The 16,264-nt window shown below is 50.6% G+C and carries 18 protein-coding genes; 10 read left to right on the forward strand and 8 right to left on the reverse strand.

Annotation, left to right across the window (positions count from 1 at the left end; genetic code table 11):
- Positions 1 to 21 precede the first annotated feature (21 nt).
- A complete protein-coding gene (locus tag ATL17_RS01460) occupies positions 22 to 396 on the reverse strand; it encodes a hypothetical protein (protein WP_133571001.1) in 375 nt (124 codons plus the stop codon).
- A gap of 104 nt (positions 397 to 500) precedes the next feature.
- Here ATL17_RS01460 and ATL17_RS01465 point away from each other — a divergent pair, with 104 nt between their 5' ends.
- Complete coding sequence (locus tag ATL17_RS01465) at positions 501 to 1,052, forward strand: TetR/AcrR family transcriptional regulator (RefSeq protein WP_246028611.1); 552 nt, start codon at positions 501 to 503, stop codon at positions 1,050 to 1,052.
- Here the strand turns inward: ATL17_RS01465 and ATL17_RS01470 are convergent.
- From ATL17_RS01470 to bmt, 6 genes are read right to left on the reverse strand one after another with little or no spacing between them, the layout of a single operon-like run.
- Positions 1,049 to 3,082 (reverse strand): ASKHA domain-containing protein, encoded by a 2,034-nt coding sequence (locus ATL17_RS01470; protein ID WP_133571003.1) that lies wholly within the window; start codon positions 3,080 to 3,082, stop codon positions 1,049 to 1,051. The two genes, ATL17_RS01465 and ATL17_RS01470, sit on opposite strands and share 4 nt — an antisense overlap.
- 9 nt (positions 3,083 to 3,091) lie before the next feature.
- A complete protein-coding gene (locus tag ATL17_RS01475; RefSeq protein ID WP_133571004.1) occupies positions 3,092 to 4,009 on the reverse strand; it encodes a dihydropteroate synthase in 918 nt (305 codons plus the stop codon).
- A 9-nt stretch (positions 4,010 to 4,018) separates the two neighbouring features.
- On the reverse strand, positions 4,019 to 4,315 hold the full coding sequence (locus ATL17_RS01480; protein ID WP_133571005.1) for a virulence factor: 297 nt from the start codon (positions 4,313 to 4,315) through the stop codon (positions 4,019 to 4,021).
- Position 4,316: 1 nt separating this feature from the next.
- Positions 4,317 to 4,949: a DUF1638 domain-containing protein gene (locus ATL17_RS01485; protein WP_246028612.1), complete on the reverse strand. Its 633-nt coding sequence runs from the start codon at positions 4,947 to 4,949 to the stop codon at positions 4,317 to 4,319.
- Positions 4,950 to 5,636 (reverse strand): corrinoid protein, encoded by a 687-nt coding sequence (locus ATL17_RS01490; RefSeq protein WP_133571007.1) that lies wholly within the window; start codon positions 5,634 to 5,636, stop codon positions 4,950 to 4,952.
- 27 nt (positions 5,637 to 5,663) lie between these two features.
- Positions 5,664 to 6,662, reverse strand: coding sequence for a betaine--homocysteine S-methyltransferase (bmt, locus tag ATL17_RS01495; RefSeq protein ID WP_133571008.1), 999 nt, complete (start codon positions 6,660 to 6,662; stop codon positions 5,664 to 5,666).
- 242 nt (positions 6,663 to 6,904) lie between these two features.
- On the opposite strand from bmt, the gene ATL17_RS01500 reads away from it, so the two are divergent.
- The 7 genes from ATL17_RS01500 to ATL17_RS01530 are packed head-to-tail and all read left to right on the forward strand — an operon-like array spanning position 6,905 to position 14,147.
- Complete coding sequence (locus ATL17_RS01500) at positions 6,905 to 8,032, forward strand: septal ring lytic transglycosylase RlpA family protein (protein ID WP_208111098.1); 1,128 nt, start codon at positions 6,905 to 6,907, stop codon at positions 8,030 to 8,032.
- 57 nt (positions 8,033 to 8,089) lie between these two features.
- Positions 8,090 to 9,256 (forward strand): D-alanyl-D-alanine carboxypeptidase family protein, encoded by a 1,167-nt coding sequence (locus ATL17_RS01505; RefSeq protein ID WP_133571010.1) that lies wholly within the window; start codon positions 8,090 to 8,092, stop codon positions 9,254 to 9,256.
- Between the two features lie 9 nt (positions 9,257 to 9,265).
- Positions 9,266 to 9,922, forward strand: a complete 657-nt coding sequence (tmk, locus tag ATL17_RS01510; protein ID WP_133571011.1) for a dTMP kinase — start codon at positions 9,266 to 9,268, stop codon at positions 9,920 to 9,922.
- Complete coding sequence (locus tag ATL17_RS01515; protein WP_133571012.1) at positions 9,923 to 10,972, forward strand: AAA family ATPase; 1,050 nt, start codon at positions 9,923 to 9,925, stop codon at positions 10,970 to 10,972.
- 20 nt (positions 10,973 to 10,992) lie between these two features.
- Entirely contained in the window at positions 10,993 to 12,546 is a 1,554-nt protein-coding gene (gene metG, locus ATL17_RS01520; RefSeq protein ID WP_133571013.1) for a methionine--tRNA ligase, read from the forward strand.
- Positions 12,547 to 13,323, forward strand: a complete 777-nt coding sequence (locus ATL17_RS01525; protein WP_133571014.1) for a TatD family hydrolase — start codon at positions 12,547 to 12,549, stop codon at positions 13,321 to 13,323.
- The gene (locus ATL17_RS01530; protein ID WP_246028613.1) at positions 13,320 to 14,147 is read left to right on the forward strand and encodes an MBL fold metallo-hydrolase; all 828 of its coding nucleotides are present in this window, start codon (positions 13,320 to 13,322) and stop codon (positions 14,145 to 14,147) included. The genes ATL17_RS01525 and ATL17_RS01530 overlap by 4 nt, the downstream gene beginning before the upstream one ends.
- Here ATL17_RS01530 and ATL17_RS01535 read toward each other — a convergent pair.
- Complete coding sequence (locus ATL17_RS01535; RefSeq protein ID WP_166638859.1) at positions 14,134 to 14,739, reverse strand: GNAT family N-acetyltransferase; 606 nt, start codon at positions 14,737 to 14,739, stop codon at positions 14,134 to 14,136. The two genes, ATL17_RS01530 and ATL17_RS01535, sit on opposite strands and share 14 nt — an antisense overlap.
- A 402-nt stretch (positions 14,740 to 15,141) precedes the next feature.
- On the opposite strand from ATL17_RS01535, the gene ATL17_RS01540 reads away from it, so the two are divergent.
- Together ATL17_RS01540 and mazG are read left to right on the forward strand one after the other, a co-directional pair.
- Positions 15,142 to 15,444, forward strand: a complete 303-nt coding sequence (locus ATL17_RS01540; protein WP_133571016.1) for a YciI family protein — start codon at positions 15,142 to 15,144, stop codon at positions 15,442 to 15,444.
- Positions 15,441 to 16,262, forward strand: coding sequence for a nucleoside triphosphate pyrophosphohydrolase (gene mazG / locus ATL17_RS01545; protein WP_133571017.1), 822 nt, complete (start codon positions 15,441 to 15,443; stop codon positions 16,260 to 16,262). Before ATL17_RS01540 ends, mazG begins: the two co-directional genes overlap by 4 nt.
- Positions 16,263 to 16,264 lie beyond the last annotated feature (2 nt).

The raw sequence follows: 16,264 nt of genomic DNA on the forward strand, positions 1-16,264 counted from the left end.
GCCGCTTAATGCGGCCCTTTTTTATGATCGCCAATGACGGATATTGGCGAAGGCAATGTAAGCGGCACACATCTGCCCAAAAACCACGGCAGGCCAAACCAGCGGGAATTGTGGGTCGATATATTTTTGCGGTCCAAATGAGATCATCGCCAACAACGCGGCGATAAGACCCAGAACGCGACCAGCGCGGCTATGCAGCGGCCCCAGCATCAAAGCACCAACCGCCGCGGAGAGGCTGACCGAGAGAAACGGGCCGATACCTGAGATCGGTATGATGGCAGGTGGATGTGGTTCAATTTGAGCATATAGCGAACCCAACATCACCACTTGTAAAATGATCAGACCTGCAATGGCAGCAGCGACTTGTTTTTCAACTTTGCTTTCCGAGATAGACATATGCGCTCCTTTGGCGTAATTATATGTACGGTTAACAATAAACGTAATGTTGTGTACGGATAAATCAAGAGGCAATCTTGAAGAAGCAAAATAAAGATGCCCGAATGGCTGAAATCGAGGCGACCGCTTATGCACTGTTGGCGGAGCAGGGATATGAAAACATCTCCATGCTGAAAATTGCCAAAGCGGCGAAAGCATCCAACGAAACGCTTTATAATTGGTATGGCGACAAAAAGGGATTGTTTGCGGCAATGATCCGCAAAAATGCCAGCCAAACATTAGCAGAGATCGAACAGGCCATAAGTCGGGATGAGAAACCCGACGAAACACTGCGCCGAGCAGCACATACTTTGCTGACAATGCTGATGAGTGACAACGCCATTGCGCTGAACCGCGCTGCTGCAGCTGATCCGACAGGTGAGTTGGGCAAAGTGTTGAACACAGAAGGACGCGAAACCGTCGCTCCGAAGTTCTTGCCGCTACTTACCGAAGTGGTGGGGCAATCTCAAGCGCAAGGGGGGCTGCAAATCTTTCTGTCCGTGCTGATTGGCGATTGGCAAATTCGCCGCGTGATCGGCGTTATGGATCAACCCGCACCATCAGAAATTGACGTGCGGGTTGAAGACGCCATGACGATTTTAGAACAACTGGCCTAGCGGCGTTCGCGCCGCCGTCCTCGACGCTTTGGCTTTTCGCCCGCCTCGGCCGTCTTTTTCACAAAAGCATCCATGTCAAAATGGGCGCGGGTGAGGGGGAAGGCATCAACGCTGTTTGGAATACCCATCGCATCAACAAAATGTTGCTGGAAAGCAGGTTCCAAGGCCGTCTCAATTTTGGTCACCGTCAAGGCCGTCTCTTCAATTGAACGCCGCTCACCGCGACTCAATAAGGCCCGCAACGCGCCTTGCCCGGCGGCATTGCCGACAGCCCGGACATTCTCAACCGTACAATCGGGCACAAGACCCAACAACATGGCATATGCGGGATCAATGTAAGACCCGAAGGCACCTGCAAGCTTGATTTCACCGAGCGTTTGCAATTCAGCCTTATCCATCAATAGCTTCACACCAGCATAAAGTGCAGCTTTGGCCAACTGAATGGCGCGCACGTCGTTTTGCGTCACCACCAAGCGCGGTGTACCTTCACGCACCACAAATGACCATGTGCGGCCATGTTCAATCAAAACCGCCTGTTCAGCTTCATTTTGCGGCGCACGGATAATGCCATCATCAGTCAAAATGCCTGCAAGGCGCATCTCGCCAATAATCTCGATAATACCCGAGCCGCAAATGCCCGTTACGCCTGTGGTTTGCACACCCTCAACAAAGCCATCTTCATCCGACCATTGCTCGGTGCCGATCACCTTGTAGCGACAGGTGAGGTCGTCTCGATTAATCCGGATTCGTTCAATGGCGCCAGGGGCAGCCCGCTGACCACAGGATGTCTCCGCGCCTTCAAAGGCTGGGCCCGTGGGGGAAGATGCCGCAAAAAGCTGTGTGCCATTCCACAAAGCAATTTCTGCATTGGTGCCCACATCAACGATCAGCGTTGGCTCGGTATTTTCCTGTGGCCGTTCGGCCAACAACACCGCAGCCGCGTCGGCGCCCACATGGCCCGCAATCAGCGGCAGCAAATAGGTTTGCGTGCCTTTGGGCAGATCAAGGCCGATCTCATGAGCCGCTACATGCACGGGGCTAGATTGCACCAACGCAAATGGCGCTTGGCCAATTTCAGTCGGGTCCCAACCCAAAAACAGATGATGCATCACCGGATTGGCAACAAAAACACAGTCCAGCAAATGACTGCGCTTGCGGCCAGACATATCCAGCAATTGCCCAATCAACGAGTTCACAGCATCCACAACTGCTTTATTGAGATCGTCCAAACCGCGATCATTCATCATCACGTATGACACGCGCGACATCAGATCTTCGCCAAAGCGAATTTGCGGATTAGCGACGCCTGCTGAAGCAAGAATTTCACCAGTCGACAAGTCGGTGAGGTGAGCGGCGATGGTGGTGGAGCCAATATCCACGGCGATCCCACTCATTTCATCGCTAAGACCTTCATAAAGTGCCACAATCTGCGGGCGAGCACCGTCCAAATGCACAGCAGCAGTGACTTCCCATTTGCCCCGGCGCAAAATCTTTTGCAGCTCTGCCTTCAAATGATGCTGAATTTCGAGCTGTTCCAGATCGAACTGCTGTTCAATGGCGCGACACAGCCGATCACCATCACCCATCGGGTTGTGCATGTCTGGCTCGTCCAGCTCCACATAGCAAAGCCGAATGGCCGGATCACGCAACATGCCCACCGTGTTTGCATCTTTGCGAATTGTCTGGCCTGCCACGCGGAAGGCATCGGGAATGTCGATAACAATATCGCCCTGTAAGGTGGCTGAGCAGGAAAGGCGCATGCCGGGCTCAAGCCCGCGCTTTTCATCATAGCGCTCTTCTTTAAAGCCTTTTGGCGACAGGCCTTCTTCACTGCTCTCAATGCCAAACTTGGCAAATTTGCCGCTGGCGACACTCACTTGGCATTTGCCACAAATGCCGCGCCCGCCGCACACGCTTTCCACATAAACACCAAGCTCACGCGCAGCGTCCAGAATGGGCGTGCCAATAGGAAAGCGTCCCTTGCGTCCAGATGGCTGGAAAACAAGCAGAGCGTCTTGAGGCGCGGTCATAAGTTTCTCCTATCCGCGAGCACGACGACGGCCTGAACGGCGGCGACGGCCACCAGCTTCGCCATCTTCACCTTCAGGGGCGGCGGGGCGATTGGCGCGAAGCCACTCGCCACAATCCGGATCAAAACCATTCAGCACATTGGCCGCGCGGATCGCGTCCATCTGCTCTTTGTGGGTTGCGCCCATAATCGCAGAGGTCATGCCGTGCCCAGCAGCCATTGCCAAAAAGTGACCTGTCATCAATTGACGGTTCGGAATACCAAAGCCCACATTTGACGCACCGCAAGTAGTGTTCACTTGCAATTCTTCGCGCAAACGACGCAATAGGGCAAACACCTGACGGCCCGCATCATTCATCGCACCAATTGGCATCACCAATGGATCGACCACAACGTCTTCCTTCGGGATGCCATGATCCTGCGCACGCTGAACGATCTTTTTGGCCACTTCAAAACGCACATTCGGATCGGTCGAAATGCCCGTCTCGTCGTTAGAGATCGCCACAACAGCCGCACCATGCTTTTTCACCAACGGCAATACGCGCTCAAGGCTCTCTTCTTCACCCGTAACTGAGTTCACTAAAGCTTTGCCCTGATAAACAGAAAGGCCTGCTTCAAGCGCATCAATGATTGAGCTGTCGATCGACAAAGGCACGTCAGTAAGCGACTGCACCAGCTGCACACATTCTGCCAAAATCTTTGGCTCATCCGCCAAAGGCACCCCCGCATTCACGTCCAAAACATGTGCGCCCGCAGCAACTTGTGCCAAGGCGTCTTTTTCAACGGTGCTGTAATTATGTTCTTTCATTTCCGCAGCCAGCTTTTTGCGGCCAGTCGGATTAATCTTCTCACCAATCACGCAAAATGGCTGGTCAAACCCAATGATCACTTCTTTGGTTGGTGAACTTAAAACAGTACGTACGGTCATTTTTGCCTCTTAGTGATTGCGGCCGCCATTTTGGGCCAATTGTGCAAGAATTTTTGTTGGATATTGCGCCTCAAGCTCGCCGGCAATGCGCTCCATTGCCGCCTCTGGCGCTTCGTCGCCAATTTCAATCTCTTCGCGCCGCCATTCTTCCAAATAGCTGTCATCGTCAGATGCGCCAGAAACCATCGCAGCCTTATCCACGGCCACCATAAAGCGGTCGGCGAGGGGACGTTTTTTCGCTTTGCGCCCTTTGCCAAAACTCAATTGTGTGGGGATGTCGCGCCAATAAATAATGGTCAAACTCATCTCAACTTACCTTGTTTAAAAACGGTTCCAACTCGCCATAACCCGTATCGCGAATTTCCAGCCGCAGCCCTAAACGCATGGCGGCATGCAGCGCTTTTTCGTTCAGCTTTGCATCACGGCTTTGGCGCAGATACATCAGGCGCGTGTAATTGCCGAAATAGGCATCGCGCAATTCTGGATGCCGGTCCAAACCAAGCGGCTTGAACACCAACGTATCAAACTGCCGTACCAAATAATCTGTCAGATAAAACGTGCCTGGCTCGTGATCATGCACCACATCAAACTCATCAAGGCCGAGGAAAAATGCATAACAATGCGCACCTTCCATCCGCGTTGCCCCGTGCTTTTCGATCACGGGGTCAAGTTTGCCTGCGGTGCCACAATCCGCATATCCCACCAAAAGCTGATCACATTCACCAGCCATTTCGGTAAGGGCCGCGTCCACAGCAGCAGGAATTTCTGTCGGCCGATTGTGCAAATCAGCAGGCAAAAACTTCAACTGCCAATGGTCGCCACCAAGCTGTTTTTGAAGATGCAAAATCTCACGCGCCAATGCGCCACAGGAAACTATTCCTACGCGACGTTTCGCACCTTCAACTTTAACATCATCATCTAACATTTTGATATTTTTCAATTAAGCCTGTTGCGTGATCAAACGCTTTGCAGTTTCAACCGCCACAGCAGCGTCTTTACAATAAGCGTCTGCACCAATGGCTTCGCCAAACTCTTCATTCAATGGCGCGCCGCCAACCAACACGATCAACTCGTCCCGAATGCCTTTTTCTTTCAGCGTTTCGATCACGACTTTCATGTAGGTCATGGTAGTGGTCAAAAGGGCAGACATGCCCAAAATGTCCGGCTTATGCTCTTCAATCGCCGTGAGGAATTGATCCACATCGGTGTTGATGCCCAAGTCAATCACTTCAAAGCCAGCGCCTTCCATCATCATGCCGACGAGGTTTTTGCCAATATCGTGGATGTCGCCCTTCACGGTGCCCACAACCATTTTGCCCATTTTGGGCGCACCGGTTTCAGTGAGCAGCGGACGCAGAATATGCATACCCGCCTTCATGGCGTTTGCGGCCAGCAGCACTTCCGGCACAAACAAAATACCGTCGCGGAAATCATCGCCAACGGTTTTCATGCCTTTGACCAAAACTTTGGTCAAAATGTCATATGGCGCCCAGCCGCGCTCAAGAAAGATATTGACGCCTTCTTCAATCTCTTCTTTCAGACCATCATAAAGATCGTCCTGCATCTGCTCGGACAGTTCTTCATCATCCAATTCCGAAAGAATGATATCGTCTTCTTCATCCGCCATATTGTTACCCTCAAGAGTTGACGAAAATTACCCGCGACGCCGACGACGGCTGCTGCGATCTGATGTCTTTGTTGATTTAGGCGAAACCAAAGGCCCAAGCACTTCGATGATTTCATCTGCAGTAGGCGCATCGCCACCATTGTGAGTGCGCAATGCATCGGCCATGGCTTTCACATGAGCCGGGCTGTTGCCGCAACAACCACCAATAATGGAAACACCCAGGTTCATCGCCAATTTGGCATAATCACCCATCAACTCAGGCGAGCCTGAATAAACAACTTGGTCGCCAGCAATCTTCGGAATACCCGCATTAGCTTTGGCCACAACAGGAATACCATCCGCATTGGCCACCATATCGATTGCTGCCACCAGCAAATCAGATGCACCAACACCACAGTTAGACCCAAACGCTTGCGGACGTGGATTTTTGCCTGCCATTTGCTGCGCGAATGCTGTTGGCGTGAGCCCCATCATGGTGTTGCCAGCCGTATCAAAGCTTGCGGTGACCACATAATCCAAGCCAACATTGTTGGCAGCTTCAATCGCGGCATCAATTTCTTCAGGGGAGGACATGGTTTCAATCCATGCCAAATCCGCACCACCTTGTTTAAGGCCTGTCATTTGCTCTTCAAATGCTTCAACCGCACCTTCATAAGTCAGCTCACCAAGCGGCACCAGCAGATCCCCAGTTGGACCGACAGAGCCTGCAATCACAATTTCGCGGCCAGATTTAGCGACCAAATCACCAGCGATTTCGGCTGCGGCCTTGTTGATTTCAACCACACGGTCGTGCAGGTCATGCAAATGCAAACGGCGCGCCGTGCCGCCAAAAGAATTGGTGACCAGAATATCAGAACCCGCATCAATGAAAGACTGGTGCAACTTTTGAATCCGATCCACATGATCGAAGTTCCACGCCTCAGGCGCCTGACCCGAATCGAGACCCATAGGAATAAGGTTGGTGCCAGTGGCGCCATCGGCAAGCAAAATGCCTTTTTCCTTCAAAAGTTTCTGTAGCTTATTCATGCTCATCCTTTTTTGGTCTGCTGCTGTTGGGGTGTCATATCATATTTGGGATATAAAGAAAGCTTTATATCCCGAAAAAGTGAAAATTTCCATCATTTGGCCACATCTGCGCCGCATTCTTTCTAGAATAGGGCGAAATTAAATAATTCGAAACCATGCGCGAAATGCGTGGTGGGCAATTGATCTAAAAATGCGTTATGATATTGCGTACAATTTGAAGTGTTATAATCCGAATGCGCATAATGAATAGACTAAACAAAAAAGCACGTGCCATTGCAGTACTCGCGATCAGCTTGCCTTTGTTGGCAGCTTGCGGCAATAGCGGCGGCTTTCTCAGCAAGAACATCAATACAAAAACGAAGTTCTCATCTTCGGAATATGGCGTTTCCGCTTCTCCGCGTTTGACCACAAGTTCCAATGTGCGCAAAGGCGGCGGGCGTTATCAGGTTGGCAAACCATATAAGGTTGCCGGCAGATGGTATCACCCGAAGGAAGACACCAATTACGACAAGATTGGTCGCGCTTCTTGGTATGGTCCAAACTTTCATGGTCGGTTGACCGCGAATGGCGAAATTTTTGACCAGAACCATCTCAGCGCCGCACACCCAACATTGCCATTGCCATCATACGTACGAGTAACGAATTTGGACAATGGTCGTTCCGTTGTGGTGCGCGTAAACGATCGTGGCCCATTTGCCCATGGTCGTGAGATTGATTTGTCTAGTCGCACAGCAGATGTGCTCGACTTTAAAAATCAGGGCACCGCAAAAGTACGCGTTCAATATGTTGGTCGCGCACCAATCCAAGGCGATGATACACGCTTCTTGATGGCGAGCATCAACACGCCAACTGAAATGGAACGGAACAGCGGCACACGTTTGGCCTTTGCAAATTCAGACAATTTGCAATCCATCCAAACCGCAGCGCTTGCGCCACAAGCTGTGCCTACGCCACCGTCACGCACCAACCTAGGTGCCTTGCAGAGTGGGGCAAACGGCTTGGCTAACGATAATGCATATGACTCCTTGTTCTCATCCTACGCTGATACATCTGGCGTGGTGAATGGCGCACATGCAGCGGCTAACGCGATGGCAGGCCAAAATAATGGTTTGAAGCAATGGCAGCAAAGCATGGATTTGGATGCCCGCACGATCAACAAAACCCTTGGGTTTGAAACTGATCCAAACGCGGCCCATGAACTGGCAGTTGAATTCGCACAAATCGCAGCCGTGCGTACCGTGCCAGGCACCCAAAATGGTCGCCAAGGCTATGGTGTGCTGGTGGAAACATTGCGTCCCGGCGTCACAAAACAAGATTTGCTAGAATTGACCCGTAGTCTTGGCCTAGACGAATTCCTCCTATATGAATAAGGCAATGGCGCCAATCAGTTGGCGCCAATTCATTGCCGATTAGGGGAGGTGAGCAGCATGTTATTCAAGAAGACCCTCACGCATATAAGTGTCATTGGGGCGATCTTAGCATGTCTAATCAGTTCGGCACTTGCTCAAGTTGAATTTGAAAGCCGCGCCAAGTTCGCCATTTTGATGGACTATGAATCTGGCACGGTTCTCTATCAAAAAAATGCTGATGAACCCATGGAGCCTGCCTCCATGGCAAAGCTTATGACCATCGCAGTGGTGTTTGAGCGGCTGAAGTCTGGCCAACTCGAACTCAGCGATGAGTTCTTCATTTCAGAAAAAGCATGGCGCGAAGGCGGGGCGAGTTCCGGCGGGTCAACCATGTTTGCAGAGCTGAACTCAAAAGTTAGCGTCGAAAATCTGGTGAAATCCGTCATCATCCAATCAGGAAATGACGCCAGCATTGCGCTGGCTGAAGGCATTGGCGGCACGGAAGACAGTTTCGTACGTGTGATGAACGAACTTGCTGCAGATATCGGCTTGGAGAATTCCAATTTCGAAAACTCGACAGGTTTGCCAGATGAGAACATGCTGGTGACCGCCAGAGATCTGGCCAATCTAGGCCGTTACATCATCAAGAATTTCCCCGAATATTACGACATTTTCGCGCAAGAGGCTTTCGAGTGGAACGGCATCAACCAGCGCAATCGCAACACATTGCTGGACGACGGTATTGGCGTTGATGGCCTGAAAACCGGCCACACAGAAGCCTCAGGCTATGGCATCGTTGCCTCCACCACCGAAGGCGGTCGCCGCTTGGTTGCTGTGTTGCACGGCATGGAAAGCATGAGCGAACGGCGCGAAGAAGCTCGTAAATTGATCACATGGGGCACCCGCACATTTGAAAAGCTGGAAACCTTTAAAGATGGTGAGATTGTCGGCGAAGTCGGCGTATACGGCGGGGAAATCCCTAAAGTTGGCCTGATCGGCGATGGCGCAATTGATCTTTACGTACCTAAAGGTTCTCGCCGCTGCTTGAATGCGCGCATTGTGTATCAAGGTCCGATCATGCCGCCTGTGGATCGCGGTCAATATTTGGCTGATCTACATGTATATTGTGACGAGAATCTGATTCAAAAAACACCACTCTATGCAGTAGAGACGGTTGAACAGGGCGATTTGGTGCGCCAGGCAACTGATGCGTTGAAGGAGCTGACCTTAGGCTGGCTCAACTAGAAAGACATTATGCAAGCGCGATTTATTACATTTGAAGGCGGTGAGGGGGTTGGGAAATCAACCCAAATTCAACGCCTTGTGGCCAACCTCAACAAACGTGGGGTGGAAGCAGTGCGTACGCGCGAACCCGGCGGCACGCCACGGGCAGAGGCCATTCGATCATTCCTGCTGCAAGGCAAATCAGAAGAATGGGGACCGAGCGCAGAGGCCATTCTGTTTGCCGCCGCACGTCTTGATCATGTCAATTCAATGATCCGCCCAAATCTGGAAAGCGACAAATGGGTGCTTTCGGATCGATTTCACGATTCAACCCGCGCTTATCAAGGCTTGAATGGTGGCGTGCCCACCAAATTGATCAGCGCGCTTGAGCAATTGGCACTGGATGGCACCACGCCAGATATGACCATTCTGATCGATATGGACCCGGAACTGGCTTTTGAACGCGTGCGCAAACGCGCCGCTGAAGATGGCTTAGACCTGCCGCCAGACCGCTATGAAAAAGAAAATTTGGACTGGCACCGCCAATTGCGCCAAAACTTTCTCGATATTGCAAAGCGCGAGCATGAGCGCTTTGTGGTGATCGATGGCGACAAATCGGCCAATGATTTGGAAACCGCAATTTGGGAAGCGGTTGAAAACCGCTATGCCAGCGAGTTAGATCAATAAATGGCAGAGCAGGAGCTAGAGCTACAAGCGGATCAATTGTCCAATGCGCCATTGCCAGAACAATCGGCGCAGCTATTGGGGCATAAATCTCAATTTGACCAGCTCTTGCGTGCTTATGACGATCACAAACTGCATCATGCATTTCTGATTGCAGGCCCAAAAGGCATCGGCAAATCCACATTTGCATATCATGTAGCGCGAAATCTTTTTGCAAAGTCAGGCGATGAGCCACTGGCCCGCATAGAAGAACAAATGCGCCAAGGCTCTTATCCAAACCTGAAAGTTATTCGCCGCCAAAAGAACGCCAAAACTGGCAAGTTCGCTGCACAAATTTCGGTGAACGACATTCGGGAAGCTGTGAAATTCTTCCAAACCAGCGCAGCACGTTCTGGCGTACGGGTTTGTATCGTCGATTGTGTCGATGATCTAAATGCCAACGCGGCGAACGCTTTACTTAAAACGCTGGAAGAACCGCCGCAAAACGCGATCTTCTTGTTGGTGACCCACAGGGTCGGTGGCGTGCTGCCCACCATTCGCTCGCGCTGCAATTTGCTGCCGCTTAAGCCAATCGACAATAGCGAGGTGCAGGCGGTGATTGAGCAATCCGGCATCTTGCTGGATGGGGAAGAGCTGTCGCAAATTCTAGCGATCGCAAAAGGACGCCCCCGCAAGGCATTTGAAGCGCTTGAGGTGGCGGACAATCCCGCCTTGCGCGCGCTATTTGCTTGGCTTGAAGCACCTGATCAACATGGTGATAGCGCCATGCTGGAATTGGCGGCCGCATTGGCTGATCCAAAAGCGGAACAAGCTTGGCAATTGGGCATGGAAATGATCGACAATCATGTCGCCGCAATCGCCAAATATTTAAGCGCGCAAAAAGCGCCGCGTTCGCTGCTTGCCAAAGCCTTGAGTGTGTGGGAAAAGACGCAGGAATTGGTGGCTGAACAAGCCATTTTCAATCTCGACAAGAAACAAACCATCACAATGGTGCTCGAACATATTCGCATGTTAAATCAAGCGGCCATGATCAACGAGCATCAAACAGTTTAGACCAAAAAGACCAAGAGCTTATGAGCGACAAATCCTATTATGTGACCACCGCAATCCATTATCCAAACGGCGTGCCGCACATTGGCCATGCCTATGAGATGGCGGGCGCTGATGCAATGGCACGGTTTAAACGCCTTGATGGGTATGATGTGAAATTCTTGACCGGCACAGATGAGCACGGCATCAAAATGGCACAAACAGCCGCGGCAAAGGGCATTACGCCCAAGCAACTTGCAGATGAAAACTCTGCGCAGTTCCTCCGCTTGGCTGACGCGCTAAACTTGTCAAATGATGACTTTATCCGCACCACCGAAGAGCGCCACAAAAAGGCATCGCAAGCCATTTGGCAACGCATGCAGGAAAAGGGCGACATCTATGAAGATGTTTATGCTGGTTGGTACTCCGTACGCGACGAAGCCTATTATGACGAGAGCGAACTGACCGTAGCCGAAGACGGCAGCAAAATCTCACCGCAGGGCACACCAGTGGAATGGGTGGAAGAAAAAAGCTTCTTCTTCCGTCTGTCTGCCTATGGTGACAAGCTGCTTGAATTTTATGAGGCGCATCCAGAATTTATCGGCCCCAAAGCCCGCCGCAACGAAATCACAGCTTTCGTCAAATCTGGCCTGCGGGATCTTTCCATTTCACGGACCACATTTGATTGGGGCATTCCGGTGCCCAACGCGCCAGAACATGTGATGTATGTTTGGGTCGACGCGCTCACAAACTATATCACCGCGCTTGGCTATCCCGATGTGGATAGCGAAGACTTCAAAAAGTTCTGGCCTGCAGATGTGCACGTGATCGGCAAAGACATTACCCGCTTCCACGCCATCTACTGGCCTGCATTCCTGATGAGTGCCGATATTGACGTGCCGAAAAAAGTCTATGCTCATGGCTTTTTGACCGTGGATGGTCAAAAAATGTCGAAGAGCTTGGGCAATGTGATCGACCCGTTTGAACTGATCGAAGAATTTGGTTCGGATGCCACACGGTTCTATTTCTTGCGCGAAGTGAATTTCGGCAATGATGGCGATTATAGCCACGAAAAATGCGTAAACCGCTGCAACGCAGACTTGGCCAATGATTTCGGCAACTTGGCACAGCGTTCCTTGTCCATGATTGCTAAAAACTGTGAAGGCAAAGTGCCAACACCTGGCGAGTTGACCGCTGACGATAAAGCCTTGCTGGACAGCATCGCGCCAGCTTTGGAGAAAGCGCGGGCAGCAATAGACGAATGTCTGCTGCATGACGCTGTTGACGCGATTTGGTCAAAAGTGGGCGAGGCGAACCGTTACTTTGCCAATCAAGAGCCTTGGGCGCTAAAGAAAACCGATCCTGAACGTATGGAAACCGTACTTTATGTAACGGCTGAAGCCATTCGTCAGCTAGCGATTGTAGCCCAACCGTTCACCCCAATTGGTGCAGGTAAGTTCTTGGATGTGCTAAACATTCCGGCTGATAAACGTCAGTTTGCCAACATTTCTGAGGCAGATAAGTTGCAACCCGGCGCTGAATTGCCAGCTCCAAGCCCAGTTTTCAAACGGTTCGAACATCAGGCGAAAGAAGACTAAATGCTTGTCGATAGCCATTGCCATTTAGACTTTGACGCGCTTCAGGCCGACATTGATGGCGTGATGGCGCGCGCAAAAGAAGCGGGCGTGGAGCGGATGGTTACCATTTCCACCCGCGTCAAAAAGTTTGATCAAATCAAAGCCATAGCGGAAAAATATCCGCACGTATTTTGTTCGGTCGGCACCCATCCGCACAATGCAGATGAAGAGCTGGATATTACTGTTGAGCAATTGGTTGAGCTATCCGCATATGAAAAATGCGTAGCGATCGGCGAAGCTGGTCTCGATTATTTCTATGATAATGCGCCGCGCGAAGCGCAGGAAATCGGCTTTCGCCGCCATATCGAAGCAGCACGCATCACGCAATTGCCACTGGTGATTCACACCCGTGATGCGGAAGAAGACACCGCCCGCATCTTGTCGGAAGAAACAGAGAAGGGGGCCTTCCCCTTTGTTTTGCATTGCTTTTCTTCCGGTGAAGAATTGGCACTGCATGGCATCGAGTTGGGCGGCTATGTCTCTTTCTCAGGCATTGCCACGTTCAAATCTGCCGCATCAATCGTTGAAACTGCAAAAAAACTGCCACTTGATCGTATCTTGGTGGAAACAGACGCTCCTTATTTGGCGCCTGTACCGCATCGGGGCAAATCAAATGAACCCGCTTTTGTGCGGCACACAGCCGAATTTCTGGCACAAGCATTAGAGCAAGACTTTGATGCGTTTGCCAAACAAACCACTGAAAACTTTGATCTCCTCTTCAATAAGGCGGTAAAGTGACCCAACAAAATAAGCCAAAAATTGTCGCAACAATTCTCGGCTGTGGGTCTTCCGGCGGCGTACCACGCGTGGGCGGCAATTGGGGCGATTGTGATCCAAACAATCCCAAAAACCGCCGTCGTCGCTGCTCCTTATTGTTGCAAGGCTATTATGAAGAAGGTGGTCCATCCACCAATGTGTTGATCGACACAGGATGCGACATGCGCGAGCAATTGCTGGACACTGGCATTTCCAGCCTTGACGCTGTGTTTTACACCCACGAACATGCAGACCATTGCCACGGCATTGATGATTTGCGCGTGCTCGCGCTGAATGACCGCAAGCGGGTCGAAGTCTATTCTTCAAAATCTGCATTTGCACGCATCAAATCAGCCTTCGGCTACTGCTTCACCGCACCGCCAGGCAGCCCATATCCGCCAATTTTGAATGCAAATGAGCTGGAAGCTGGCAGCAGCGTCACCATCACAGGCGAGGGCGCACCCATCCGCCTCACCGCATTTGATCAGGTGCATGGCAATATCCATTCACTCGGTTTCCGCATAGGCAACCTGGCCTATTCCTGCGACGTGTCAGACATTCCAAAATCTTCATATAAAGCGCTAGAAGGCTTGGATTGCTGGATTATCGATGCGCTGAGATATTCAACACACCCAAGCCACTTCAATCTGGAAGAAGCGCTTTCATGGGTGGATTATATGAAGCCAAAACGTGCTGTTTTGACAAATATGCATATCGATTTGGACTATCAAACTGTTCTAAACGAGACACCGTCACACGTCGAACCGGCCTATGATGGCATGAAAATTGAGATCAAAACTGACTAATATCCGCGTGAAAAGCAGCTAAAAGCCGTTCTTGTTTTTGAAACCCGAAACGCTGGTAAATCATTGCCGCGTCGCTATTTTCTTCGGCCTCAATCCAAATTTGATATGACGATGACTGCGTCATCACCCAATTCATGGCCGCACAGATCAACGCCCGGCAATAACCGTGACCGCGATGATTATCGCGCGTTTCAACATGCTGAAACCGCGCAACGTCACCACATAAGAAAATGCCCAGATCAGCAACCAGCTTGCCTGATTTAAAAACACCAAACCATTTCCCATGGTCCTGCATGCAAAGGCTTTGCAAATGGATTAAACGACGTTTGATGACTGAAATATCATTGCTGGAAACATCCGAACCCAACATCTCGATCTGCAACTCAAGCACTTTCTGCCAATCTGAGTGATTGACTATAGCGCGAATTTCACCGTCAACTTGTCGAGCATCCAAGTTTGATTGATCGCGCAACAAAAATCCGTTGCTGAAATCAAACTCAACACCGGTGCGCTGCCAGCGCTGATAATCTTCAGCATCCAAATCAACGTCGCAATCCCAGATCAAAGCGAGGTGACGAATTTCATCTGCCATGAATGCGCAATAGTGCTCGAGAATGGAATCCAACGACAAAAAATTGTCCGAACAGACAATGCCAAAATTTCCCCAATGGAAATCAGGATCATCAGGACTCCGCACAAACCCACCAAAAGGAGCAACACAGCGCACCATGTTATCAGGCAGCAAGTGTAGGTCGCTAGAAAGGATATTAGAGTGAATGTAAGCCATGGGAGATGCTAAAATCATATATCACGCAACCACAAGACCCACCTTATATATCAATAAATGTTCCATAATATATATTATATGAATTTTGTATATTTGTAGGCTTGTGTATATGTCTTACGATTGCACGGCAATTTCAGACAATCAAAGGCATCGCTTGTTCTCTTCCAACCGATATGATCAATATACCCAAAAACTTGGTGACCCAATATGTCTTTCCTGAGCGACACAGCGCATCTGTTTGTCATTGAATTGAGCTACAAAGTTGAGCTGGATAACATCGAGCCTCATTTAGCTGCACATCGCAACTTTCTGGATCAATTTTATGCTGATGGAAGTTTTCTCGCATCTGGTGCGAAAGTTCCACGCGATGGCGGTATTATTCTCGCGACTGCTTCATCAAAGGAAGCCGTACAAACGATCATTGAACAAGACCCGTTCTACACGCACCAACTCGCTGACTATAAAATAACCGAATTTGTCCCATCCAAAACAGCAGATTGCCTCAAATGAAACCTTCCCGCGACATTCAAACGCTCATCGATATTATGGCTCGCTTGCGTGATCCTGATGGCGGCTGCCCTTGGGATTTGGAGCAGAATTTCGACACGATCAAGCCACACACAATCGAAGAAGCATATGAAGTTGCTGAAGCTATCGAAAATAAAGATTTTGATGAGCTGCGCGATGAACTCGGCGATTTGCTGTTCCAGCCAATCTACTATGCGCAAATGGCGCAGGAAGAAAACAAATTCGATTTCGGCGACGTTGTTTATGGCATTTCTGCCAAACTGATCCGCCGGCACCCCCATGTGTTTGGCGATATAGACACATCTGACCCCGTTGAGGTGAAACGCGTCTGGGATGGCATTAAAGCGCAAGAACGGGCTGAAAAAGCAGCACGGCAAGGTGCAAATGAAGCCCCAAAAGGTTATTTAGACGACATTCCGCGGGGGCAACCTGCCCTTATGCGGGCCGATAAGCTGGCCAAACGCGCAGCACGCATCGGATTTGATTTTACAGGGCCAGAGCAAGCCGCAGAAAAACTGCATGAGGAGCTGGCCGAACTTCAGGACGAGATGGCTACAGACGCCCCAAAAGAGCGCCTACATGAAGAGTTAGGCGACCTATTGTTTGCCGTGGCCTCCCTCGCCCGCAAGCTGAACATCGATCCCGAAACAGCCTTGCAAGATGCAAACGCGAAATTTGTCCGCAGGTTCAAACACATAGAAAAAGGCGTGGCGGAACAAGGCCAGAAGCTGGATGAAACGGACTTCGAAACCCTGCAAAACCTTTGGGACGAAGCAAGATTGGCCGATAAACGGAAGTAGAG

It is taken from the genome of Maritalea mobilis (assembly GCF_004363175.1).
Classification (GTDB): domain Bacteria; phylum Pseudomonadota; class Alphaproteobacteria; order Rhizobiales; family Devosiaceae; genus Maritalea; species Maritalea mobilis.